19 protein-coding genes are annotated in these 25,846 nt (G+C 31.0%); 15 read left to right on the top strand and 4 right to left on the bottom strand.

The window, feature by feature from the left end:
- The 11 genes from pgmB (at position 1) to Q8S45_RS03735 (ending at position 16,459) form a co-directional block, all read left to right on the top strand.
- The gene (gene pgmB, locus Q8S45_RS03785; RefSeq protein ID WP_305601382.1) at positions 1-657 is read left to right on the top strand and encodes a beta-phosphoglucomutase; all 657 of its coding nucleotides are present in this window, start codon (positions 1-3) and stop codon (positions 655-657) included.
- 4 nt (positions 658-661) lie between these two features.
- Complete coding sequence (locus Q8S45_RS03780) at positions 662-2,968, top strand: family 65 glycosyl hydrolase domain-containing protein (protein WP_305601381.1); 2,307 nt, start codon at positions 662-664, stop codon at positions 2,966-2,968.
- A gap of 55 nt (positions 2,969-3,023) precedes the next feature.
- Positions 3,024-4,883 (top strand): glycoside hydrolase family 13 protein, encoded by a 1,860-nt coding sequence (locus Q8S45_RS03775; RefSeq protein ID WP_305601380.1) that lies wholly within the window; start codon positions 3,024-3,026, stop codon positions 4,881-4,883.
- Between the two features lie 61 nt (positions 4,884-4,944).
- A complete protein-coding gene (locus Q8S45_RS03770; protein WP_305601379.1) occupies positions 4,945-5,853 on the top strand; it encodes an alpha/beta hydrolase in 909 nt (302 codons plus the stop codon).
- Complete coding sequence (locus Q8S45_RS03765; RefSeq protein ID WP_305601378.1) at positions 5,854-8,235, top strand: TIM-barrel domain-containing protein; 2,382 nt, start codon at positions 5,854-5,856, stop codon at positions 8,233-8,235.
- Entirely contained in the window at positions 8,235-9,908 is a 1,674-nt protein-coding gene (locus Q8S45_RS03760) for an alpha-amylase family glycosyl hydrolase (protein WP_305601377.1), read from the top strand. Before Q8S45_RS03765 ends, Q8S45_RS03760 begins: the two co-directional genes overlap by 1 nt.
- A 4-nt stretch (positions 9,909-9,912) precedes the next feature.
- Positions 9,913-12,033: a glycoside hydrolase family 97 protein gene (locus tag Q8S45_RS03755; protein WP_305601376.1), complete on the top strand. Its 2,121-nt coding sequence runs from the start codon at positions 9,913-9,915 to the stop codon at positions 12,031-12,033.
- A 6-nt stretch (positions 12,034-12,039) separates the two neighbouring features.
- A complete protein-coding gene (locus tag Q8S45_RS03750; RefSeq protein WP_305601375.1) occupies positions 12,040-13,395 on the top strand; it encodes an alpha-amylase family glycosyl hydrolase in 1,356 nt (451 codons plus the stop codon).
- A gap of 160 nt (positions 13,396-13,555) precedes the next feature.
- Positions 13,556-14,542 carry a 6-phosphofructokinase gene (pfkA, locus tag Q8S45_RS03745; protein WP_305601374.1) on the top strand — a complete coding sequence of 329 codons (987 nt, stop codon included), beginning with the start codon at positions 13,556-13,558 and terminating at the stop codon, positions 14,540-14,542.
- 26 nt (positions 14,543-14,568) lie between these two features.
- Positions 14,569-15,573 carry a type I glyceraldehyde-3-phosphate dehydrogenase gene (gene gap, locus Q8S45_RS03740; protein ID WP_305601373.1) on the top strand — a complete coding sequence of 335 codons (1,005 nt, stop codon included), beginning with the start codon at positions 14,569-14,571 and terminating at the stop codon, positions 15,571-15,573.
- Positions 15,574-15,598: 25 nt separating this feature from the next.
- Positions 15,599-16,459, top strand: coding sequence for an N-acetylglucosamine kinase (locus Q8S45_RS03735; protein WP_305601372.1), 861 nt, complete (start codon positions 15,599-15,601; stop codon positions 16,457-16,459).
- Here Q8S45_RS03735 and murF read toward each other — a convergent pair.
- Complete coding sequence (murF, locus tag Q8S45_RS03730; RefSeq protein WP_305601371.1) at positions 16,445-17,701, bottom strand: UDP-N-acetylmuramoyl-tripeptide--D-alanyl-D-alanine ligase; 1,257 nt, start codon at positions 17,699-17,701, stop codon at positions 16,445-16,447. The genes Q8S45_RS03735 and murF overlap by 15 nt on opposite strands.
- 66 nt (positions 17,702-17,767) lie before the next feature.
- Positions 17,768-19,474, bottom strand: coding sequence for a gliding motility lipoprotein GldJ (gene gldJ, locus Q8S45_RS03725; protein WP_305601370.1), 1,707 nt, complete (start codon positions 19,472-19,474; stop codon positions 17,768-17,770).
- Between the two features lie 569 nt (positions 19,475-20,043).
- On the opposite strand from gldJ, the gene porV reads away from it, so the two are divergent.
- The 4 genes from porV to Q8S45_RS03705 are packed head-to-tail and all read left to right on the top strand — an operon-like array spanning position 20,044 to position 23,181.
- Positions 20,044-21,177, top strand: coding sequence for a type IX secretion system outer membrane channel protein PorV (gene porV / locus Q8S45_RS03720; RefSeq protein ID WP_305601369.1), 1,134 nt, complete (start codon positions 20,044-20,046; stop codon positions 21,175-21,177).
- A 27-nt stretch (positions 21,178-21,204) separates the two neighbouring features.
- A complete protein-coding gene (cdd, locus tag Q8S45_RS03715) occupies positions 21,205-21,687 on the top strand; it encodes a cytidine deaminase (RefSeq protein WP_305601368.1) in 483 nt (160 codons plus the stop codon).
- A 7-nt stretch (positions 21,688-21,694) separates the two neighbouring features.
- On the top strand, positions 21,695-22,081 hold the full coding sequence (locus Q8S45_RS03710) for a group III truncated hemoglobin (protein WP_305601367.1): 387 nt from the start codon (positions 21,695-21,697) through the stop codon (positions 22,079-22,081).
- Positions 22,082-22,110: 29 nt separating this feature from the next.
- On the top strand, positions 22,111-23,181 hold the full coding sequence (locus Q8S45_RS03705) for a 3-oxoacyl-ACP synthase III family protein (RefSeq protein ID WP_305601365.1): 1,071 nt from the start codon (positions 22,111-22,113) through the stop codon (positions 23,179-23,181).
- Positions 23,182-23,186: 5 nt separating this feature from the next.
- On the opposite strand, the gene Q8S45_RS03700 is transcribed toward Q8S45_RS03705, so the two are convergent.
- Entirely contained in the window at positions 23,187-24,734 is a 1,548-nt protein-coding gene (locus Q8S45_RS03700; RefSeq protein WP_305601363.1) for an NAD(P)H-hydrate dehydratase, read from the bottom strand.
- A gap of 98 nt (positions 24,735-24,832) precedes the next feature.
- Positions 24,833-25,786, bottom strand: a complete 954-nt coding sequence (locus Q8S45_RS03695) for an acetyl-CoA carboxylase carboxyltransferase subunit alpha (protein ID WP_305601361.1) — start codon at positions 25,784-25,786, stop codon at positions 24,833-24,835.
- Positions 25,787-25,846: the final 60 nt, after the last annotated feature.

Raw genomic sequence — 25,846 nt, 5'->3', positions numbered from 1 at the left:
ATGAAAAAGGAAATAGCATTTATATTTGATTTAGATGGTGTAATAGTAGATACTGCGAAGTATCATTTTTTAGCATGGAAAAATTTGGCAGATTCATTAGGTTTTGTTTTTACTGAAGAACACAATGAATTATTAAAAGGAGTTAGTAGAGTTAGATCGTTAGAAATTTTATTAGAAATAGGAAAAGTAACCCTATCTGAAGAAGAAAAATTAAAACTCCTAATTTCAAAAAATTTAGAATATTTGGAGTTTGTAAATAAAATGACGGCTGACGAAATTTTACCAAGTATTACTAATTTGTTAGATTATTTAGATGCCAATAATATAAAATATGCTTTAGGTTCAGCAAGTAAAAATGCACCATTAATTTTAGAAAAAGTGGGTCTTTTAAATAGATTTACTGCTATTGTTGATGGAAATGATGTTTCAAAAGCAAAACCAGATCCTGAAGTATTTTTAATTGGAGCAAAAAAATTAAATATGAAACCAGAGAATTGTGTTGTTGTAGAAGATGCCATTGCTGGTGTTGAAGCTGCAAATGCTGCAAAAATGATAAGTATTGGTATTGGTGATGCCGAATTATTAGGTAAAGCTACGTATGTGTTAAAAGATACTGCTGGCTTTACAATGGATTTTTTAAAAAATGTAATGAAATAAGAAAATGAATAAGAATTATATAATTGCAAATGAATGGTCTGTGATTGAAGAAGGCTTTGATGTTGATAATGTAAAAGCATCTGAAAGTTTGTTTAGTATTGGTAATGGATCTATGGGGCAACGAGCCAATTTTGAAGAAGATTATTCTGGAAAAACTTTTCAAGGAAGTTATATTGGAGGTATTTATTATCCAGATAAAACAAGAGTTGGATGGTGGAAAAATGGTTATCCAGAGTACTTTGCGAAAGTGTTAAATGCACCAAATTGGATTGGAATTCACATTCAAATCAATCAAACAAGCCTTGATTTAAATAGTTGTAAAGTTTCCAATTTTAGAAGAGAATTAAATATGAAAGAAGGGTGGTTAAGTCGTTCTTTCAATGCAATTCTTCCAGCAGGTGAAAATATTCAAGTAACAACTAAACGTTTTATAAGTGTAAAATATGATGAAGTTGGTGCAATAGAATATTCAGTGAAAGCATTAAATTTTTCAGGAGAAATTATATTTTCACCTTATTTAGATGCTGGAATTGTAAATGAAGATTCAAATTACGATGAACATTTTTGGGAAACCTTGAAAATTGTCGAAGGTCAAAATAATGGGAGTATTTTAGCAAAAACCTTAAAAACGGAATTCTACGTTGCAACTGCAATGCAAGTTTCTTTTGCCATTAATAATACAAAGGTCGAAGTTTCTCAAACTAACCTCGTAGAAGAAAAAAAACTCACTTATTCATACAATTTAAAAGTAAATAAAGGAGAAACGGCTACAATTTATAAATTTGGTAGTTATGTAAGTTCTTTAAACTATAAAAATGAAGAACTTTTAGCTGTTGGCATAAAAAATGTGCAAATGGCTAAAGAAATTGGTTTTGAAGCTTTATTACAATCTCAAGTAAATGCATGGAAAGAAATATGGAAAACAGCCGATATAATTATTGAAGGCGATATAAAAGCGCAGCAAGGAATAAGATTTAATATTTTTCAATTAAATCAAACCTATTTGGGTACAGATGCACGCTTAAATATTGGTCCAAAAGGCTTTACGGGTGAAAAATATGGAGGAAGTACCTATTGGGATACTGAGGCGTATTGTATACCATTTTATATGGCAACTAAAGATGCAAGTGTTGCAAAAAATTTATTGCTTTATCGCTACAATCATTTAGAAAAAGCCATTGAAAATGCTTCAAAATTAGGTTTTAAAAACGGAGCTGCATTGTATCCGATGGTTACAATGAACGGCGAAGAATGTCATAACGAATGGGAAATAACCTTTGAAGAAATTCATAGAAATGGTGCAATGATTTATGGTATTTACAACTATGTAAATTTCACCCAAGATTTTGAATACGTTCCAAAATATGGATTAGAAGTTATGATTGGGGTTGCCCGGTTTTGGCATCAAAGAGCTAATTTTTCTGAATTAAAAAGGAAATATGTAATTCTTGGAGTAACCGGACCAAATGAATATGAAAATAATGTAAACAATAACTTTTACACTAATTATTTGGCAAAATGGTGTATTGAATATGCTGTTGAAAGTATTCATAAAGTTAAAAGTGAATATAAAAATGATTATAAGCGTATACTTGATAAAACTAATTTAACAGTACAAGAAATAAGTGAATGGTTAAAAGTGGCTGATGGAATGTATTTTCCGTTTAGTGAAGAAAAAAATGTGTATTTGCAACAAGATAGCTTTTTAGATAAAGAATTAATTCCAGTTGCCAATTTGTTAAAATCTGAACGGCCAATCAATCAAAAATGGTCATGGGATAGAATTCTTCGTTCATGTTACATAAAACAAGCCGATGTTTTGCAAGGAATGTTCTTGTTCGAAAACAGATTTGGCAAAGAAGAATTAGAACGACATTTCGACTTTTACGAACCTTTAACTGTTCACGAATCGTCATTATCACCTTGTGTACATTCAATTTTAGCTGCATCTATTGATAGAATGCCAAAAGCGTATGAACAATATTTACGAACAGCTCGTTTAGATTTAGATGATTACAACCACGAAGTACACGAAGGTTGCCACATTACAAGTATGGCAGGTACTTGGATGGCTGTTGTACAAGGTTTTGGTGGAATGCGCGTTTGGGAAGATGGTATTTTAAGCTTTAATCCTCAAATTCCAGCTGAATGGAAATCGTATTCTTTTACTATTAATTTTAGAGGTACCATTATTAAAGTTTATAAAAGTCAAACAGATTGTAAATTCTTAAATGAATCAGGAAAAGAACTGAAATTAATTGTAAATAATAAACCAATTACAGTTCCGTCAAATCAATTGGTTGAAGTTTAATTTATAATTGTCATTTCCGTACAAACGAGAATTTATGTTACAAAACAGTACAAAGATGAAAAATAGTAGTTTTCTTTTTTTATTATTTGTTGGGTTAACCATTCGTGGGCAACAAATTGAAAAAATTGAACCCCCATATTGGTGGGCTGGTATGAAACATAATCAGGTTGAACTTCTTGTTTATGGAAAAAATATTAGTGAATTTACACCTTCTATAAAAAATGAAAGTGTGTTGTTAAAAAATGTTGTTAAGGCCGAAAACCCTAACTATCTATTTTTAACAGTTGATTTTTCAAAAGCAGCAGTTGGAATTTTTAAAATAGACTTTTCAAAAAAAGGAAAACGAAATAATTTTTCGGTAAATTATGAATTAAAGAAAAGAGACATAAATTCTGAGAAAAGGGAAGGTTTTAACAGTTCAGATGTGGTTTATTTAATTACGCCAGATCGATTTGTAAATGGAAATGAAGCTAACGATGCAGTAAAAGGTTTAAATGAACAGAAAATTGATAGAACCCATGATTATGCAAGACATGGTGGGGATATTGTTGGTATTACCAATAAACTAAACTATATAAGTGAAATGGGATTTACAGCCATTTGGCCAACTCCTGTGTTAACAAATGATATGAAATCACAATCATATCATGGGTATGCAATGACTGATTTTTATGAGGTTGACCCACGTTTTGGAACATTAAATGAATACATACAATTGAGCCAAAAATCGAAAGAGAACGGGTTAAAATTAATTATGGATCAAGTGGCAAACCATATTGGGAGCGAACATTGGTGGATGAAAGATTTACCTTATAATAATTGGATAAATTATCAAGACCAATTTTTGAAGGGAAAATTAATAACTACAAATCATAGACGTACTACCAATCAAGATAATTACGCTTCCATTAAAGATAAAAATTTAATGAACGATGGTTGGTTTGTACCAACAATGCCTGATTTGAACCAAAAAAATCAATTTTTAGCAACGTACCTGATTCAAAATAGTATTTGGTGGATAGAAACACTGGATTTGGGCGGTATTCGGCAAGATACCTATCCGTATTCCGATAAACAATTTATGTCTAAATGGGCAGGCGCTATTATGAATGAATATCCAAATTTTAGCATAGTTGGTGAGGAATGGAGCCTTAACCCATTACTTATTGGTTATTGGCAAGATGGAGCAAAAAATAAAGATGGTTATGATTCTAATTTATCCTCTACGATGGATTTTGCTATGCAAAAATTAATTGTTGATGGGTTAAATGAAAAGGAAACTTGGGGGACTGGGTTTGTAAAAATGTATGAAGGATTGGCAAATGATTTTTATTACCATAATCCAAGTACGATTATGATTTTTCCAGACAACCATGATATGGATCGAATTTTCACCCAATTAAAAGAAAATGTGGTAAATACCAAAATGGCATTGGGTTATTTGCTTGTATTGCCAAGAATTCCTCAATTGTATTATGGAACTGAAGTATTGATTGAAAATAGTGCCAAACCTGGTGATGATGGATTAAGAAGAACCGATTTTCCAGGTGGATGGAAAGACGATAAGGTAAACGCATTTACTGGAAAAGGATTAACAGACAAGCAATTGGAAATGCAATTGTATTTAAAAAAGCTATTAAATTATCGTAAATATAGCAAAGCTATCCATCAAGGTAAAACCATTCATTTTGCACCGGACAATGGGGTATATGTATTGTTTAGAATTTTGGACGATGAAATAGTAACTGTTATTTTAACCAAAAATGATGAAGTTAGTATTGATTTAAACAGATTTGAAGAAGTTGGTTTAAAGGGTAAACTGGTAAAAAATATTGATACAGGAGAAACTTTTAGTTGGGGAAATTCATTAAATCTAAATGCAAAGGGTGTACTTGTTTTAACTACAAAAATCTAAGACAATGAAACGGTTATGTATTTTATTTAGTCTTCTAGGATTGTTGTATTCTTGTAAAAAAATGCATGTAAAAAGTGTAGAAAAAACAGGAATTGTAGTAACAGATTATAAAGGTAATTTAGAATCAGGTACTATTAAAAGTATTATAAATTTTCCTTCTCAATATGTGAGAGCTAGAAATGTAGATGTTTGGTTGCCTGTTAATTATTCCGAAAATAAAAAGTACGCTGTACTATATATGCACGACGGTCAAATGTTGTTTGATGCCGAAACAACTTGGAATAAACAAGAATGGAAAGTTGATGAAATTATTGGAAGCTTAATAGATTCATCAAAAATTAGAAATTGTATTGTGGTTGCAATTTGGAATCATTCAGATATTAGACACTCTGATTATTATCCGCAAAAACCATTTGATTTATTACCTCAAAAATTTAAAGATTCAATTTATAAAACTACGGAAAAACAATTTGGTACCGATTTTAAAGGATTACAATCAGACAATTATTTAAAGTTTATTGTTGAAGAGGTAAAACCATTTATTGATAGTAATTTTTCTGTTTTTACAAATGCCGAAAATACATTTATTTCTGGTTCAAGTATGGGAGGCTTAATTTCAATGTATGCGTTGTGCGAATATCCTCAAATATTTGGAGGAGCAGCATGTTTATCTACACATTGGATTGGATTTATGCCACAAGATAATAGTCCAATTCCAGAAACTTTCTTTACCTATTTAACTCAAAAATTACCTTCGCCAAAAACGCATAAAATTTACTTTGATTATGGTACAAATACCTTAGATGAGTATTATTTACCATATCAACATCGAGTAGATGAAGTGCTTAAATCTAAAGGATTTGACCTAACAAATGCTCAAAATATGAAATTTGAAGGACACGACCATTCTGAGAATTCTTGGAATCAACGATTTAAAATTCCTGTTCAATTTTTACTAAAAAACGAATAAATGAATTTTATCAAAACCTATTTTTTTTTATTACTACAAATTGGGGTTTCTTTAAATGCCCAAAATAAAGATCGTGAGTTTATAAGTTTAGTGGAAAAAGACGGTTATGTAGCAATTAAAACAACCGACGGTTTTTATCGTATTCAATCCTATTCTAATCAAATTATTGAAACTTCATTTATTCCAAATGGAGAAATATTCAATCCAATCTCACACGCAGTAGTTTTAAAACCTATTGAAGATAAGTTTAAAATTTTGGAGAATGAGAATTCAATTCAAATAATTACCTCCGGAATTTCTGTTCAAATTACTAAAAGTCCTTTTCAAATTTTCTATTCATATAAAAACAAGTTTTTAATTTCTGAAAGAAAAGGATATATAAAAAATGAAGATAATGAAGTAATAGATTTTAATTTAACTTCTGAAGAAATTTTATATGGCGGTGGAGCTCGCGCTTTAGGAATGAATAGAAGAGGGTACAAATTGGAATTGTACAATAAAGCTCATTACGGTTACGAAACGCATTCCGAATTAATGAATTACACAATGCCATTGGTTTTTTCATCAAAAAAATATGCAATTCATTTCGACAATGAGCCAATCGGATTTTTAGATTTAGATAGTAAAAAGAACAATACATTAACGTATGAAACTATAAGTGGAAGAAAAGTTTATCAAGTAATTGCGGCCGATAATTGGAACGATTTAGTTTCTGAATATACCTATTTAACAGGAAGACAACCTTTAATTCCGCGTTGGGCGTTAGGTAATTTTTCGAGCAGATTTGGGTATCATTCTCAAAAAGAAGTAATTAATACAATTGATAAATTTATAGATGAAAAAATTCCTGTTGATGCTATAATTCTGGATTTATATTGGTTTGGAAAAGATATTAAAGGAACTATGGGGAATTTTGAATTTGATAAAGATTCGTTTCCAGACCCAAAAAAAATGATTGATTATTTAAAATTGAAAGGTGTAAAAACGGTTTTAATTACAGAACCTTTTGTATTAACAACTTCATCAAAATGGAATGAAGCAGTAGAAAAGGATATTTTAGGTAAAACAAAAGAAGGGAAACCTTATACATACGATTTTTACTTTGGAAATACAGGAATAATTGACATTTTTAAACCAGAAGGAAAACAATGGTTTTGGGATATTTATAAAAAATTTACAGATTATGGTGTTGCAGGTTGGTGGGGAGATTTAGGAGAACCAGAAGTACATCCTTCAGATTTATTACACGCAACGGGAACGGCAGACGAGGTTCATAATGTTTACGGACACTATTGGGCAAAATTAATTGCAGATGGTTATAAAGAACATTTTCCGAATCAACGATCTTTTATTTTAATGCGTGCAGGTTACTCTGGATCGCAGCAATTTGGTTTAATTCCGTGGTCTGGAGATGTTAGTCGAAGTTGGGGAGGTCTGCAATCACAAGTTGAAATTGCGTTGCAAATGGGAATGCAAGGAATGGGTTATATGCATTCCGATTTAGGTGGTTTTGCAGGTGCAAATTTGGACGATGAATTATATACACGATGGTTGCAATATGGTGTTTTTCAGCCAATTTACAGACCACACGCACAAGAAGATGTGCCAAGCGAACCAATTTTTAGAGAAGAAAAAACGAAAGCACTTGCGAAAAAATCGATTGAGTTAAGGTATAAAATGTTACCTTATAATTATACGTTGGCTTTTGAAAATAGTCAAAACGGAACACCGTTAATGCGTCCATTATTTTTTGAAGACGAATTGGATGATGAAATTTATAACACCGATAAAACGTATTTATGGGGAACAAATATATTGGTTAGTCCAGTGGTGAAATCGGGTATAAAAGAGCAAGAAGTTACTTTTCCAGTAAATGCAAATTGGTTTAATTTTTACACCGATGAAAAAGTGGCAGGAGGAAAAAGTATGACGGTTAATTTAGTTGAAGAAAGTATTCCAACCTATGTGCGTGGAGGATCTTTTATTCCAATGATAAAATCCATTCAAAATACAACACTGTATAATTTAAACAATTTCGATTTACATTTTTATTTTGATGAAAGCGTTGTTGAAAGTGAAGATAAATTATACCATGACGATGGAGAAACTCCAAATGCATTTGAAAAAGGAATGTATGAAATTTTACATTTTGAAAGTAAATTCAAGAATAACTGTTTAGAAATTGAAATTGAACAAAAAATGGGGATTAATTATAAATTTTCTTCCAAAGAAATTAATTTAATCATTCATAATATTTCAAAAAAACCAAAAAAAGTGAAGGGGTTTAATTTTACTTGGAATAACGAAAATAAAACAGTTGCAATTCTAATTACAGTTAACAAACCTTTAGAAAAAACAATAAAAATTAAATTAAGGAATTAATGAAAAATATATTTTTAATAGTACTATTTACATTTGTAACAGCTTGTAGTTCACATAAAAATAAAAGCAGTATTGTAAGTTCAAAGGTTTTTGAAGCTCCATTTTTATGGGAAAACGCCAATATATATTTTTTACTAACTGATCGTTTTTATAACGCAGATACCTCGAACGACATAAACTACAATAGAAATTTAGAAACTGGAAAACTGCGAGGTTTTGAAGGTGGCGACATTAAAGGAATTACAAAAAAAATAGAAGAAGGCTATTTTAACCAATTAGGAATAAATGCTATTTGGTTTACACCAATTGTTGAGCAAATTCATGGAGCCGTTGATGAAGGAACTGGTTTATCATATGGTTTTCATGGTTATTGGACCAAAGATTGGACAACATTAGATCCAAATTATGGAACAACAGAAGATTTAAAAGTTTTAGTTGAAACAGCTCATAAAAACGGAATTAGAATTATTTTAGATGGTGTAATTAATCATACTGGTCCGGTTACAGAAAAAGATCAAGTTTGGCCAACTAATTGGGTGAGAACAGAACCGCAATGTAATTATCAAAGTTACGATTCTACAATTACGTGTACATTAGTTAAAAACTTACCAGACATTAAAACTGAAAGTGAAGAAAGTGTTGAATTACCAAAGCACTTAGTTGAAAAATGGAAAGCAGAAGGACGCTATGAGCAAGAATTAAAAGAATTAGATGCTTTTTTTGCGCGCACCGGATATCCAAGAGCTCCAAAATATTATATTATAAAATGGTTAACCGATTATGTTATTGAGTTAGGAATAGATGGTTACAGGGCAGATACAGTAAAACATACCGAAGAAAGTGTTTGGAATGTTTTTAAAACAGAATGTGACTATGCGTTCGCCCAATGGAAAAACAATAATCCTACAAAAGTTTTGGATAATAATCCTTTTTACTTGGTTGGGGAAGTTTATAATTATGGAATTAGCACTGGACAAAATTTTAATTTTGGTGATAGAAACGTAAACTATTTTGAAAACGGATTTAAAAGTTTAATAAACTTCGATTTTAAACACAATGCAAATGATAATTATGAAGCTATTTTTTCTAAATACTCAACTATTTTAAATGGAGAATTAAAAGGTTTAAGCACTGTAAATTATGTAAGCTCACACGATGACGGTTCTCCATTTGATAAAGAACGTAAGAGATCTAAAGAATCTGCTACTAAATTGTTGTTAACGCCAGGAGCTTCTCAAGTTTATTATGGGGATGAAAGTGCACGGACTTTAATAATTGAAGGTACAGTTGGTGATGCAACTTTACGATCAAATATGAATTGGAACGACATCAAAAATAATTTGGAAACTAAAGATATTTTGGAGCATTGGCAAAAATTAGGAAAATTTAGAGCCAATCATCCATCAGTTGGCGCTGGAGTGCATAAATTGATTAGCACTCAACCATATATTTTTCAAAGAACATATTCAAATGAAAATTATAAAGATGAGGTTGTTGTTGGGCTAGATTTGGCCGTTGGCTCAAAGGAAATTAAAGTAGGTAATGTTTTTGCTGAAGGAACTACAGTTTTAGATGCGTATTCAGGAAAAGAAGGAACTGTTAGAAACGGTTTGGTAAAAATTAGCACGGAATTCAGTATTGTTTTGTTAGAAAATAAAAATCATAAAAAATAAAGTCATGAAATATATTCAATTAACAATGTTAATGGTCGCAATTGTATTTGGCAGTTGCTCAACCAAATCAAAATTTGAGACTAATGTTACTTCACCTAACGAAAAAATAAAAGTAGCTTTTAGTTTAAGCGAAAAAGGAATTCCTACGTATAATATTACATTTAAAGATGGTGATATTATAAAAACATCAACAATGGGTTTCGATCTAAAAGAGGCACCTTCATTAAGTGAAAATTTTGAAATAATAAATGCAACATCTTCAAATTTTGAAGAAGTTTGGCAAATGCCTTGGGGCGAACAATTAGATGTTGAAAGCAAATACAACGAACTTAAAATTGAGCTTCAAGAAACATCAGAATTAAAAAGAAAATTAAACATTGTTTTTAGAGTTTTTGATGATGGATTAGGATTTAGATACGAATTTCCCGAACAAGAAAATTTAAAAGATGTAATTATTACTGATGAAAATACACAGTTCAATTTAACGGCAGACCATATGGTTTGGTGGGCGCCAGGAGATTGGGATATTTACGAACATTTGTATAACGAGTCGTTATTTAGTGAAATTGACGCGCTTTCAAAAGCAAATCATCCAAATTTAGCGCAAACATATATTCCCGAAAATGCAGTAAATACTCCGGTTACAATGAGAATGGAAAATGGAGTTCATTTAAGTTTTCATGAAGCAGCTTTAATCGATTATTCTGATATGACATTAAAAGTTGATACTGTTACTTTTGGTATGACAAGCGAGCTTGTTGGTTCTGAAAGAACAGGCTACAAAGTTAAAAGAACAGTTCCTTTTACAACTCCTTGGAGAACGCTTCAAATTGCGGAGAAAGCGACAGAATTAATCGATTCAAAATTAATATTGAATTTAAACGAACCAAACAAACTTGGTGATGTTTCGTGGTTTAAACCTACAAAATATACTGGTATTTGGTGGGAAATGCATTTAGGAAAATCTACTTGGGATAGAGCAGGAAGTCAAGATATGACTTCTTTTACAACTGCAGCAAAAGCTCACGGAAAGCATGGAGCAACAACAGAAAATGCAAAGGCTTATATAGATTTTTCAGCAAAAAATAATATTGGAGCTGTTTTAGTTGAAGGTTGGAATACTGGTTGGGAACATTGGATTGGTTTTGAAGATAGAGAAGGTGTTTTTGATTTTGTAACTCCGTATCCAGATTACGATTTAAAAGAAGTTGTTCGTTATGGAAAAGAAAAAGGGGTAGAAATTATAATGCATCATGAAACTTCTGCAGCAACAGAAACGTATACAAAACAGCAAGATACGGCTTTTGCATTAATGAAAAGTTTAGGAATTCATTCTGTAAAAACAGGTTATGTTGGTAAAATTTTGCCAAAAGGTGAATATCACCATGGGCAATATATGGTTAATCATTATAACAATACAGTAGAAAAAGCGGCAAAATACCAAGTGGCAATTAATGCACATGAGCCAATTAAAGATACCGGTTTGCGTAGAACTTATCCTAATACAATTTCTAGAGAAGGTTTACGAGGACAAGAGTTTAACGCTTGGGCTTCTGATGGTGGAAATCCTGCAAATCATTTACCAACTATTGCTTTTACAAGAATGCTTTCTGGACCTATAGATTACACACCTGGAATTTTTGATATTAAATTTGATAAGTATAAAAAAGACAATCAAGTAAATACAACACTTGCTCAACAATTAGCTTTGTACGTTGTTATTTACAGTCCAATTCAAATGGCTGCAGATATTCTTGAAAGTTATGAAGGAAATAAAGCATTTCAATTTATAAGTGATGTTGCTGTAGATTGGCAAAAGACCGTGGTATTAAATGGTGAAGTTGGTGATTTTGTGACAATTGCAAGAAAAGAGAAAAATAGCGAAAATTGGTTTGTAGGAGGAATTACTGATGAAAATGAACGTGAAATTACAGTTGATTTTAGTTTTTTGAATGATAAACAATCGTATGAAGCAATTATTTATGAAGATGCTCCTAATTCACATTGGAACAACAATCCTACAGCATACAATATCCGTTCAGTTGAGGTTAATAAATCAACTAAATTAAAAATGAAATTAGCTCCAGGTGGAGGCTTTGCAATAAGTGTAAAACAAAAGAAATAATATAAAATGAAATATTCAATATTTTTAGTTGCCTTAACTATTCTGGCTTCTTGTAACAATAAAAAAGAAATGGTCACACAAATAAATTTAGATTCAATTGCACCAATTTCAAATGAAATTTTAGAAACAGCAATCATTTATGAAGCAAATATTCGTCAATATTCTCCTGAAGGAACTTTCAATAAGTTTACTGAAGACATTCCTCAACTAAAAGAACTTGGAGTAAAAGTAATATGGTTAATGCCAATCTATCCTATTTCAACAACAAAAAGCAAAGGTACTTTAGGTAGTTATTATGCAATTTCAGACTATACCAAAGTGAACCCTGAATTTGGAAATTTAGACGATGTAAAAAACTTAATAAAAGTGGCTCATGCTAATGGAATGTATGTAATATTAGATTGGGTTGCCAATCATACTGGTTGGGATCACATTTGGTTAAAAGAGCATCCAGAATATTATACAAAAGATGATAATGGAGAAATTACTCACACCGTTGGAACTGATTGGACAGATGTTGCCGATTTAAATTATGATAGCAAAGAAATGCGTGTTCAAATGTTAAAAGACATGAAATATTGGGTTGAAGAAGTAAATATTGATGGTTTTAGATGCGATGTGGCAGGAATGGTACCAATTGATTTTTGGGAACCTACAATTAAAGAACTAAGGTCCATTAAACCAATTTTTATGTTAGCAGAAGCTTGGGAACCAGAATTGCTAGAGGTTGGTTTTGATATGGCCTATGGTTGGGATACGCACCACAAAATGAATCATATTGCTCAAGGTAAAGAAAATGTAAAAAATTGGGATGAGCGAATGACTCAAATTGAGACCATGTATCAAAAGGATGATATATTAATGAATTTTATTACTAACCACGATGAAAATTCTTGGAGTGGAACTGTTAAAGAAAGAATGGGAGATGCTTCTGAAGTAATGTTAGCATTATCGTATTGCACACCTGGAATGCCACTAATTTATAGCGGTCAGGAATATGATATGAATAAAAGGCTTCGTTTTTTCGAAAAAGACACTATAGTAAAAACAAAAGGAACAGTTTGGCCTTTAATGGAGAAATTAAGTGTATTAAAAATTGACAATAAAGCATTGCATGGTGGTAAAAATGCAGCTTCTTATACAAAAATTAATTCTTCAGATAACGAAAATATTTTAACTTTTTCAAGAGAAAAAGAAGGTCAAAAAATTACGTTTATGGCCAACTTGTCTAAAAATGAAAGAAAATTTACTTTTGAAGAAGTTGGAAAAGGAGTTGATTTTATGACGAAAAAAGATTTTATGCTAGAAAAGGGCAAACAATATATCTTTAAACCTTGGGAATACAAAATTATAGTTCACTAATTGAAATAAGATACTGATTATAAGTTAATTAATTAAAAATTAGAAGATTTTCAAAATCTCTTAATTTTTATAAAAAAAACGAAATCGATATAGTTAAAATTGCTTGTTTTAATTGGAAAACACCTCATTTAAGAGTATTTTTGAACAATAATTATATTAAATGAATGAACCTATAAAAAAAATAGCTGTATTAACTTCTGGAGGAGATGCTCCAGGTATGAATGCAGCCATTAGAGCCGTTGTTAGAGCTTGTACCTATTATAGAGTGGAGTGTGTTGGAGTTTATAGAGGTTATCAAGGTTTAATTGAAGGTGATTTTGAAACTTTAAATGCACGTCATGTAAGCAATATTATTAGCAAAGGTGGAACCATTTTAAAATCTGCACGTTCTGCTGAATTTAGAACTGAAGAAGGAAGATTCAAAGCACACAAACATTTAATTGAAAATGGGATTGGTGCCTTGGTTTTAATTGGTGGAGATGGTACCTTTACTGGTGGTTTGAAATTTATTGAAGAATTCAATTTTCCATTGGTTGGTATCCCTGGAACAATTGATAATGATATTTATGGAACTGATAATACTATTGGGTATGACACTGCACTAAATACTGTTGTTGAGGCTATTGACAAAATTCGAGATACGGCAAGTTCGCATAACCGTTTATTTTTTGTGGAAGTTATGGGTAGAGATGCTGGTTTTATTGCTTTAAATTCTGGAATTGGAGCTGGTGCTGAAGAAATTTTAATCCCAGAAAAGAATTTAGGACTAGATAGATTGGTAGAGTCCTTGAATAAAAGTAAAGAAAAGGGAAAAACATCAAGTATTGTTGTAGTTTCTGAGGGAGATAAAATTGGTAAAAATGTATTCGAATTAGGTGACTATATTACCGAACATTTTCCAAATTATGATATTAGAGTTTCTGTTTTAGGACATATGCAGCGAGGTGGTTCTCCGAGTTGTTATGATCGGGTTTTAGCAAGTAGGTTAGGGGTTGCTGCAGTAGAAGCTTTGCTTGATAGAACCACTGGTGTAATGGTTGGAATTACCAATAATAAAGTTTCAACTGTGGGCTTAAACAAAGCAATAAAAATGAATAATGATATTGATCCAGAGCTACTAAAAGTAGCCGAAATCACTTCTATATAAATAGTATTAATTAAACAATAAACAAAATGTCAACAATTAAAATAGGAATTAACGGATTTGGTAGAATTGGTAGAATTGCTTTTAGAGTAGCTGTTACTAGACCAGAAATACAAGTAGTAGGAATTAATGATTTATTAGATGTAGATCACTTAGCGTATTTATTAAAATACGATTCAGTTCATGGTCGTTTTGATGGAACTGTTGAAGTTAAAAACGGAAATTTAGTAGTTAACGGAAATGAAATTAGAATTACAGCAGAACGTAACCCAGAAGATTTAAAATGGGATGCTGTTGGCGCTGAAATAGTTTTAGACTGTACTGGAATTTTTACAAGTTTAGAAGGTGCTCAAAAACATATTACTGCTGGAGCTAAAAAAGTTGCAATTTCTGCACCATCTGCTGATGCACCAATGTTTGTAATGGGGGTTAATCACAAAGAAATTACTGCTGCAAATACTATTGTATCAAATGCATCTTGTACTACAAATTGTTTAGCTCCATTAGCTAAGGTTATTAATGATAATTTCGGAATTGTTGAAGGATTAATGACAACTGTACACGCAACAACAGCCACTCAATTAACAGTTGATGGGCCTTCTAAAAAAGATTGGAGAGGTGGAAGAAGCGCTTTGACAAATATTATTCCTTCATCTACAGGTGCTGCAAAAGCTGTTGGAAAAGTTATTCCAGAGTTGAATGGAAAATTAACTGGGATGTCTTTTAGAATACCAACTGCAGATGTATCAGTAGTTGATTTGACTGTAAGAACTGCAAAATCAGCTTCTTTTGAAGAAGTTAAAGCAGCTTTAAAATATGCTTCGGAAAATGAATTAAAAGGTGTTCTAGGTTATACTGATGAGGCGGTAGTTTCACAAGATTTTGTTTCAGAACCAAGAACAAGTGTTTTTGATGCTGATGCAAGTATTGCTTTAAATGATAATTTCTTTAAATTAGTAGCTTGGTACGACAATGAATTTGGATATTCTACTAAATTGGTAGATTTAGCAGTTTACATTGCAAACGTTAAGTAATTAATATAAAATTAAATCACAAGAAATGATTTTAATAGCAGATGGTGGCTCCACTAAAGCTGATTGGATTTTACTAGATAAAACTGGTGAACAAGTATTTAAAACTAGGACCGTAGGTTTAAATCCAGAAATTTTGAGTTCAGAATTACTAAAAAGCAGAATTCAAGAAAATCAAGATTTAACTAGTTGCAAGGATAATGTAACAAATGTTTTTTTCTATGGTGCAGGTTGTGGAACTGAAAAGAATACATTGCTTTTAAAATCTGTATTCGAATCATTTTTTGTGAATGCAAAAGTTGATGTAAAAGAAGATACTTTTGCAGCTGTTTATGCAGTAACAACAAAACCTGGAATTGTTTGTATATTAGGAACTGGTTCTAATAGCTGTTATTTTGATGGAGAAAAAGTTGATGTAAGAATACCTTCGTTAGGATATATTTTAATGGATGAAGCGAGTGGAAATTATTTTGGAAAAAAATTAATAAGAGATTATTACTATCATAAAATGCCAAAAGACATTGCCGCTAAATTTGAAACTCAGTTTAATTTAGAAGCAGATACCATTAAAAGAAATATTTATAAAGAACAAAATCCAAATGCATTTTTGGCTCAATTCGCAGAATTCATTTTTAAAAATGAAAGAAATGTTTATTTTAATAAAGTATTGACTAAGGGAATTAAAGAATTTTTTGAAAATAGAATCATTCCTTTCAAAGAGTCAGGTCAAGTTCCAGTACATTTTGTTGGGTCAATAGCCTATTTTGCTCAGGATATAATTAAGGACGTAGCCCATTATTATTTGGTTGAATTAGGTGATATAATAAGGCGGCCAATAGATGGCTTAATAACATATCATAGGAATCAACTAAAATTAGAAAAGATCTAAAATTCGTTCCAAAGCCATACCGCGTGATCCTTTAATTAAAATTGTAGAATTAGTTAATTTTATATAATTATTTGAATCTTTAAAGGAATCAAAACTGTCATAAATTAAAGCATTTTTTACATTTGTTGTAGAAAATGCTTTTCCTATTAAAAAAACCTGCTTAAAATTAAAAGAAGTCGCTAATTCAGCAATTTTTTGATGTTCTTCCTCACTAGTTTCTCCTAGTTCAAACATATCACCTAAAAATATAATTTTAGTTGAATCTTCCAACTGACTAAAATTTTCTAAAGCGGCTTCCATACTACTTGGGTTGGCATTATATGCGTCTAAAATTATTTTGAGCGTTCCTTTTTGAATTATTTGTGAGCGATTATTATTCGGAATATAATTTTCAATAGCATTTTTTATGGCAGAGGTTTCTATTTTAAAATAGTTGCCTATTGCAATTGCAGCTGCTATATTGTAATAATTATATTTTCCAATAAGCTGACTGTTAATTTGCACTTTATCAAATTCAACTTTTACAAATGGTGCTGCTTCAATAAATTTAATCGCACTAGAATTAAAAGGAATGGTTTTTATTCCTTCAGATTTCTCAACTTGAAGAGGGTCGTCTTCATTTACAAATGCAGTGCCTTTTGAATTTCTTAAAAAATCATATAATTCTGATTTTCCTTTAATTATACCTTCAACGCCTCCAAATCCTTCTAAATGAGCCTTGCCAAAATTGGTAATGTAGCCAAAATTAGGTTCGGCAATAGAACTTAAAAATTCAATTTCTTTTATATGGTTTGCACCCATTTCAACAATTCCAATTTCAGTTTTTGGAGTCATAGCCAATAAGGTTAAAGGAACTCCAATATGATTGTTTAAATTGCCAGTAGTGGCTGTAGCGTTAAAAGTTGTACTTAGCACCGCGTAAATTAATTCTTTAGTAGTTGTTTTTCCATTACTACCAGTTAACGAAATAATTGGTGCTTTTAAATGTTTTCTGTGATAATTAGCTAATTTTTGTAATGTAGAAAGAACATCATCTACCTTTATGATATTGGAATGCGACTCAATTTCTTCATCTATAACTGCATATGCTGCACCATTATTTAAAGCATCTAATGCGAAATTATTCCCATTAAAATTATTACCTTTTAGGGCAAAATAAATGCTTCCTTTTCTAATTTTTCGAGTATCGGTATTAACTAAAAAATTAATACTGTACAATTTATACAATTCTTGTATGGTCATAGCTTAAAAATAAAAACCTCACAAATATAGGATATAAGTGAGGTTTAAGTATACTTTAATATAACTTTAATATCTAACTTTAGTTGTGGTTGGCTTTCTTCTTTTATAAGTCATAGGTCCTATTCTATCAGTTGCACAACGGAATCCAATATAATTAGTTGCCATATATTCAGGTAAATATCTTCTTTGAGAAGGATCTAGCCAATATTCTCTATCTTTCCAAGATCCACCTTTATATACTCTCGATTTATCACTAATTAAAGTTGTTCTTTTATCGGTATCATATTGTTGAATAATTAACCCACTTTCACCTATTTCTTTTGGTTTAATGGGAGAATTATACATTCTAGGTTTCGTTTCTAATTCATCCTCATTTTTAGCATATAATTTTGTAGAGGCTAAATCACCATCACGTGAATCAACATTAAAGGCTTTTTCATAATTTGTTTTCATATATGCATCCCGTTTTGTAACAGGAGTATATTTAACACTTCCAGGCAAAGCCTTTGGAATTATGTTTCCATTATCTAATGTGTCATACTCTACACTAAAATCATCTGCAATAACTACTCGACCATCTTGGTCAATCAATTTTTTGGTAAAAATATTACCTCTAAAATAGCTAAAATCGTTTGCTTCACTATCTATAATTGGTCTGTATACATCGGCAACCCATTCAGCTACGTTACCAGACATATCATATAAACCGAAGGCGTTGGGGTCATAAGATTTAACTTGAATCGTAATATCTGCACCATCATTACTCCAACCAGGAACACCACTATAATCACCTTGACCTTGTTTAAAGTTCGCTAATTGATCTCCTTGGTATTTACCAGTTTTTGTTCTTGTATATTTCCCTTTCCAAGCATATTTTTTACGACCTCGTGTATTATTATATTCTCGATCTTCAACTACAGCTTTTGCTGCAAATTCCCATTCAACCTCAGTTGGGAGTCTAAATCGAGCTGATAAAATACCATCAGATACTTTTACATGTCTCCCAGTAAATGATCCTCTTGACGGTCTTGCATCACCTTTAGATCTTGGTTCAAGACTTGGTAACCCCTTTCTATAAATAGTTGAATCTCCATCAAATAGTTTTGATGGATTGGTTAGATAAGCATCTGTATTAAAATTGTTTTGTCCCTTAACTTCTAAAGAATCTAATCTAAACAGAGGTTTTAAAATACCTTTATCTACTAAAATTCTTTCATTAACTCTGTCCGTTCTCCAATTACAGTATTGGTTAGCTTGAATCCAACTCACACCAATAACAGGGTAATCTGCATATCCAGGATGCCTCAGGTAATTTTCTGTTAGCAATTCATTAAATCCTAAAACATCGCGCCAAACCAAGGTGTCTGGAACTGCTGACATATATATATGTTCATAATTAACATCATTTCTAGGAAAAACTTTTTCAATATAATCTAAATAAAACAAATATTCAGAGTTGGTTACTTCAGTTTCATCCATATAAAAGGAACGGACTTGTTGGGTTACAGGTGTAGTATTCCAATCAAACATTACATCGTCCTGCACTTGCCCCATTGTAAAACTTCCTCCCTCAATTAATACCATGCCAGGAGGCGCCTCTTGCCCCTTATATTTTGAGTCACCAGCAATTCCGCCAGCTGCTTTGTCTTTATCATTCCAACCAGTAAGAGACACATTATTTCTTGGGTTTCTATTATGACAACCGATAACAGTTACTACCAGTAGTACTGACAAAAATAACTTAGAAATGTTTTTGAAAATCTTAAAATTCATTCGAAATTTCTTAGGGTTTTATAGTTCGCAATTTACATTAAAATAATTTTTTTACAAGAATTAATTTTATAAAAAATTACCAGTGTATTTAATTAACGATTGTTTTGATATATTATTATATAATACAGTGTGTTTTCAAAAAATAAACAATGAATAAAAAAGTAATATTTTAATTTAGGAAGGTATGTATTTAAAGTAATTAATTATTTAAATTGAATTAATTACATACTAAAAATAAATCTTTTTAGGTGTAATTTATAATTATAAAATTAAATATTTTATAATTATCTTAAAATCAAGTGTTCACAATAGCATATTTAATGTTTGAAATACTTGCAATAATTTTATGTTAACAACGTTTTCTTTTGTACTAACTTTTGTTAGTTTTAGAATCCTTCATACAGTTTAATTGATATTATTAATTGATGGGATATATGATGGTAAAGATATTTTTATGGATTAACAAGATTTAATGTGATTGCCAATTTCAAACGTAGTATAAGAAAATTAGAATAAATAGTCGTTCTTCAATAATAATTTAGATATTTGTTAAGTAAAATTACCCTTTAATGAGAAATTATATAATAGTATTTTTAATAGTGCTTTTTGCAATAGTCAAAATCTCAGCACAAGAAGCCCCAAATCCTATTACAACAGCTACACCGTTTTTATTAATTGCACCAGACGCTAGAGCTGGAGGTATGGGAGATGTTGGAGTGGCCACAGCACCAGATGCAAATTCACAGCATTGGAATGCGAGTAAATTCGCATTTATGGAATCTCAATATTCGTTGGGAATTATGTATACACCTTGGTTACGTGAGTTAACAAATGATGTTTTTTTGGGTGGTTTTTCGTTTGCAAATAAAATAGACGATAGAAGCGCTTGGGCAATGAGTTTAAAGTATTTTAATTTAGGAGAAATTGAATTAACTGATTTAAGCGGATTACCTGAAGGGACTGAAAAGTTAAACGAATTTTCAGTTGATGGTTCCTATTCATTAAAGTTAAGTGAAACCTACGCAATGGGTGTTACGTTGCGATATATTAGATCAGATTTAGGAATCGAATCAGCAAATTCAACTATAAATGCGGTAAATACTTTTGCCGTAGATATTTCTGGTTTTTACCAATCGGATGAAATTAATTATGGTAATTTTAATGGTGTTTGGAGAGGTGGTTTTAATATTTCCAATATTGGCCCTAAAGTTTCCTATTCTGATGATGGGAATGAAAATTATATTCCTTCCAATTTTAAAATAGGAAGTGGATTCGATTTTATTTTAGATAGGTATAATAAAGTAAGTTTAAATGTTGAGTTTAATAAATTACTAGTTCCTACACCAAGTGTTTCAATCAATAATGATGATCAACCGCCATATAAACAAGAGGATGTCAGTTTTGTAAATGGTATTTTTAGTTCTTTTAATGATGCTCCCAATGGTTTTAGTGAAGAGCTAAAAGAATTTACTTGGGGTATTGGCGCTGAATATATGTATGACAATTCGTTTGGCATTCGTGCAGGATATTTTAATGAGAGTGATTTAAAAGGGGCTCGTAAATATTTTACATTAGGTACGGGTTTTAAGTTTAAAAGTACAAGAATAGATATGTCTTATTTATTTAATGCATCAGACATTAACAATCCACTTGAAAACACATTGCGTTTTTCATTATCATTTGATTTTGGAGACATGTTCTAGAGTAATTAAATGATAAATTGAATTTTAATGAAGAAAGTTGAAATAAAAACTCAAATTACTGTTTTCGAGGGTATTGAAGAACTCCCAGAAAAAGCAAAAAAATTGATGCTTCAAGCATTTGAAGCAAAAAAAGATGCCTATGCTCCTTATTCTAAATTTAGAGTTGGAGCCGCATTATTATTGGAAAATGGAGTTGTAGTTAAAGGAAATAATCAAGAAAATGCTGCATATCCTTCAGGAATATGTGCTGAACGAGTTGCGATTTGGAAAGCATCGTCAGAATTTCCAAATGTAAAAATAATTACACTAGCAATTACGGCAAGTTCGTCTTCTCAAATTGTAAAAGAACCTGTGGCACCTTGTGGAGCATGTCGACAAACTTTATCGGAATACGAACTTAAACAACAGCAAAACATGGAAGTTTATTTTATGGGGGAGGTTGGAAAAGTGATAAAAACAGATTCCTTAATAGATCTATTACCAATTGCATTTGATAAATCTTTTTTATAAAATTTTTATGAAAAAAGAGTTGGAAGGAAGAAGTGATATTTATGTTTTTGTAAAAGAGTTTTATACTAAATTACTTCAAGATGAAATTGTTAACCATTTTTTTGAAGATTTTAAAAATGAAGATAAATTAGAAATTCATTTACAGGTTTTGGTCGATTTTTGGGACAATATTTTATTTTACTCAGGAACGTATCAAAAAAATGCAATGCAGCCACATTTGTTACTTCATCAAAAAAAAGAGTTTAAAGAAATCCATTTTACACATTGGTTGCTTCATTTTAATACTACAATCGATTCGCTTTTTATTGGTGAAATGGCTCATACTGCAAAGTCCAGAGCATTATCAATAGCGACTGTAATGCAAATTAAAGTTAACGAACAGAATAAAAAATAATTAGTAAATTAGCGCCAAATAAGTTAACAATGGCAAAAAACGTTATTATAACAGGTACTGGGAGTTATATTCCTAATATAGTAAAAACAAATGAAGATTTTATTGGAAATGACTTTTTAAATGAAGATGGATCTTCTTTTGGTTATGAAAATGAAATGGTAATTGAAAAATTTAAAGCAATTACAGGCATTGGAGAGCGACGGTATGCTTCTCCAGACTTAACTTCGTCTGATTTAGGGTTTTTTGCAGCTGAAAAGGCTATTGAAGATGCAAATATAGACAAGGAAGAACTCGATTATATTATTTTGGCTCATAATTTCGGGGATGTTAAGAGTTCTTCTATCCAAAGTGATATTTTGCCAAGTTTAGCTTCAAGAGTTAAATACAGACTAGGAATTAAAAATCCGAATTGTGTGGCATACGATATTTTATTTGGATGTCCAGGTTGGATTGAAGGTGTAATTCAGGCAAATGCTTTTATCAAAGCAGGAATTGCAAAAAAATGTTTAGTTATTGGTACCGAAACACTTTCAAGGGTACTAGATCCACATGACAGAGATTCTATGATTTATTCTGATGGAGCAGGAGCCTGTATTGTTGAAGAAGGAGGTGATAATAATTCTTGTGGCATTTTAAGTCATGCTACTCAAACAGATACAAAAGACGAGTGTTATTATTTATTTTTTGGAAAATCTTATAATCAAAATGATCCAGAAGATGTTAGATACATAAAAATGCACGGTCGAAAAATATATGAATACGCCTTAACAAATGTTCCATTAGCAATGAAAAAAGCGTTGGATATTAGTGGGGTTGCTATTGGAGATGTGAAAAAAATTTTTATTCACCAAGCCAATGAAAAAATGGATGAAGCAATAATTAAACGATTTTATAAACTGCATAAAACTCTTGCTCCAGAAGGTGTTATGCCAATGTGTATTCATACACTTGGCAATAGTTCTGTTGCAACGGTACCTACTTTATTTGATATGGTAAAAAGAGGGCAATTAGAAAATCAAGAAATTAATAAAGGAGATATTGTAATTTTGGCCTCTGTTGGTGCTGGAATGAATATTAACGCAATTGTGTATAAATACTAACAATTTTATTTCATAGATTCTGTTTCCGTATTTGTTTTTGGAGGATCTTCTGTATTAAACAAATCGAGGATAGCATCGGATAAAAAATCTAATATAGATGATGCAATAAAAGATTCATATCCTAAATGTGTTACTCCTATATCGGCTGTTTTACCATGTAAATAAACACCCAAAATTGCTGCGTTTAGAGCCGAATAGCCTTGTGCGATACATCCAGTGATTAATCCGGTTAAAACATCACCACTTCCGGCTGTTGCTAAAGCAGGATTTCCTGATGAATTGAAATAGAAATTTGAGCCATCAATAATAACTGTATGTGCACCTTTAATTACAATTATACAATTTTTAGCAATGGATAATTCTTTCGTTTTTTCTAATTTATCATAATCATTTTCCCAAGCCCCAATAAGGCGTTCAAGCTCTTTTGGATGGGGTGTTATCACCGATTTTTCAGGTAATGAATCAAATAAGGTTTTATGTTGTGCCATAATATTTAGAGCATCTGCATCTATAACCAAAGGTGTTTTGTTATCAAGTAAAAAATTAGCAAAACCAATGCTTGTTTTTTCTGAAGTGCCTAGACCTGGACCAATACCAATTACGTTTGGTTTGGTTTTAAAGTTAAAATAATGGACTTCTTGATCATCATCAACTTCAACCATTGCCTCAGGCAGTGAAATTTGCATAATTTCATATCCACATTTTGGAATATATGCTGATACTAAGCCACTTCCAATTTTTAGAGCAGCTTTTGAAGCTAAAACTACTGCTCCAATTTTACCGAAACTTCCTCCAATTATTAAGGAATGACCAAATGTTCCTTTATGATCCCATTTATTTCTAGGTTTATACATAGAAAGAATATCTTCTTTTTGAATAAAATGAATGGTTGGATTTAATGAGTTTATAAAGTCAGCATCTAAACCAATATCTAAAACTTCCCAAGTTTGAACATATTCTTTATTTTCAGCAAGTAAAAAAGCCAATTTAGGCCCTTGAAAAGTTAAAATATGATTTGATTTTATTACCGAATTTTTATCGTTAACAGATTTATCTCCAAAAAGTCCAGAAGGAATATCAATTGATAAAATAAAAGCATTGGTTGTGTTGAGATATTGAATTAACTTTTTTGTAAAACCAGCGGGTTTACGAGACAATCCATTTCCAAATATGGCATCAATAATTAAATCATCTTTATCAATTAAGGGAAACGGATCTTCATTATTTATAACAGAAGGCCAAATTCCAACTTCTTTTAAGTTGGCGTAATTTGTTAAAAATTCATCGGTTCTTTTGTCGCTAAAATTCACCACATAGCAAAAAACCTGATACCCATGTATTTTTAACAATCGAGCAATAACCAAACCATCTCCACCATTATTTCCAACACCACAAAACAAATGTATTTTAATAGGTTGCCCTTCCAATCTTTTATGAATCCATTGAAAGCAAAGTGTTGCTGCATGTTCCATTAAATCTAAAGAACTTATTTTTTTAGTTTTAATAGTTGCTTTATCAGCCAGGGAAAATTGATTTGAACTGAGAATAAACATTGGTTTTTAATTTACCGTTAAGATACCAAATTTAGACAAAAAAATAAGGGAAATTTTCAGATCCCTTATTTTGATTTTTTTAATAAATTAATTTAAATTTAATCTTTAAACTCACCCATTTTTGAATATTTTTCCATTCTTTTCTTTACTAATTCATTTGGTTTTAAATCTTTTAATTCTTTATAAGCCTCTAAAATTGTTTTTTCAACTTCCTTAAATGCATTTTCTCTATCGAAATGGGCACCGCCTAATGGTTCTTTAATAACTCCGTCAATTAATTTTTGTTTCTTCATGTCTTGAGGAGTTAGTTTTAAAGCTTCGGCGGCAATTTCTTTATATTCCCAACTTCTCCATAAAATAGAAGAACAAGATTCAGGTGAAATAACAGTGTACCAAGTATTTTCCATCATATAAACTCTATCTCCCACTCCAATTCCAAGCGCACCACCTGAAGCTCCTTCACCAATAACAATTGTTATAATTGGAGTTTTAAGACGAGTCATTTCAAAAATATTACGTGCAATTGCTTCCCCTTGTCCTCTTTCTTCAGCTTCTAAACCAGGATAGGCACCAGGAGTATCTAGTAAAGTAACCACCGGAATTCCAAATTTTTCAGCCATTTTCATAAGGCGTAGTGCTTTTCTATATCCTTCTGGATTAGACATTCCAAAATTTCTATATTGACGAGTTTTGGTGTTGTACCCTTTTTGTTGCCCTATAAACATAAAAGATTGATCTCCAATTTTACCTAATCCACCAACCATTGCTTTGTCATCTTTTACTGTACGATCACCGTGAAGCTCCATAAATGTATTTCCGCAAAGTGCTGTAATATAATCTAATGTATAAGGTCTATTTGGATGACGTGATAATTGCACGCGTTGCCAAGCAGTTAAGTTTTTATATATTTCTTTTTTAGTTTTTTCTAATTTCTTTTCAATGTTTTTACAACTTTCAGTCATATCAACATCACTTTCTTTCCCAATTAATATGCACTTGTCATATTGCTCTTCTAATTCTTTAATTGGCAATTCAAAATCTAAATATTCCATATTTTTATTATAGTTAGAATGTTGTACAAATATAACAACTTATCATTTTTTTCAATATAA

This window comes from Lutibacter sp., from assembly GCF_030692605.1.
GTDB lineage: Bacteria > Bacteroidota > Bacteroidia > Flavobacteriales > Flavobacteriaceae > Lutibacter.
This window is presented reverse-complemented; position numbering and strand designations above follow the sequence as displayed.

Bases quoted from the DNA above. Each gene is read 5' to 3' on its own strand.
- Q8S45_RS03770 (WP_305601379.1), top strand. From the start codon at position 4,945: ATGCATGTAAAAAGTGTAGAAAAAACAGGAATTGTAGTAACAGATTAT.
- pgmB (WP_305601382.1), top strand. From the start codon at position 1: ATGAAAAAGGAAATAGCATTTATATTTGATTTAGATGGTGTAATAGTA.
- cdd (WP_305601368.1), top strand. From the start codon at position 21,205: ATGAAGAAAGTTGAAATAAAAACTCAAATTACTGTTTTCGAGGGTATT.
- Q8S45_RS03765 (WP_305601378.1), top strand. From the start codon at position 5,854: ATGAATTTTATCAAAACCTATTTTTTTTTATTACTACAAATTGGGGTT.
- Q8S45_RS03780 (WP_305601381.1), top strand. From the start codon at position 662: ATGAATAAGAATTATATAATTGCAAATGAATGGTCTGTGATTGAAGAA.
- Q8S45_RS03750 (WP_305601375.1), top strand. From the start codon at position 12,040: ATGAAATATTCAATATTTTTAGTTGCCTTAACTATTCTGGCTTCTTGT.
- Q8S45_RS03760 (WP_305601377.1), top strand. From the start codon at position 8,235: ATGAAAAATATATTTTTAATAGTACTATTTACATTTGTAACAGCTTGT.
- Q8S45_RS03695 (WP_305601361.1), bottom strand. From the start codon at position 25,786: ATGGAATATTTAGATTTTGAATTGCCAATTAAAGAATTAGAAGAGCAA.
- Q8S45_RS03735 (WP_305601372.1), top strand. From the start codon at position 15,599: ATGATTTTAATAGCAGATGGTGGCTCCACTAAAGCTGATTGGATTTTA.
- murF (WP_305601371.1), bottom strand. From the start codon at position 17,701: ATGACCATACAAGAATTGTATAAATTGTACAGTATTAATTTTTTAGTT.
- Q8S45_RS03755 (WP_305601376.1), top strand. From the start codon at position 9,913: ATGAAATATATTCAATTAACAATGTTAATGGTCGCAATTGTATTTGGC.
- gap (WP_305601373.1), top strand. From the start codon at position 14,569: ATGTCAACAATTAAAATAGGAATTAACGGATTTGGTAGAATTGGTAGA.
- Q8S45_RS03775 (WP_305601380.1), top strand. From the start codon at position 3,024: ATGAAAAATAGTAGTTTTCTTTTTTTATTATTTGTTGGGTTAACCATT.
- porV (WP_305601369.1), top strand. From the start codon at position 20,044: ATGAGAAATTATATAATAGTATTTTTAATAGTGCTTTTTGCAATAGTC.
- gldJ (WP_305601370.1), bottom strand. From the start codon at position 19,474: ATGAATTTTAAGATTTTCAAAAACATTTCTAAGTTATTTTTGTCAGTA.
- pfkA (WP_305601374.1), top strand. From the start codon at position 13,556: ATGAATGAACCTATAAAAAAAATAGCTGTATTAACTTCTGGAGGAGAT.
- Q8S45_RS03700 (WP_305601363.1), bottom strand. From the start codon at position 24,734: ATGTTTATTCTCAGTTCAAATCAATTTTCCCTGGCTGATAAAGCAACT.
- Q8S45_RS03705 (WP_305601365.1), top strand. From the start codon at position 22,111: ATGGCAAAAAACGTTATTATAACAGGTACTGGGAGTTATATTCCTAAT.
- Q8S45_RS03710 (WP_305601367.1), top strand. From the start codon at position 21,695: ATGAAAAAAGAGTTGGAAGGAAGAAGTGATATTTATGTTTTTGTAAAA.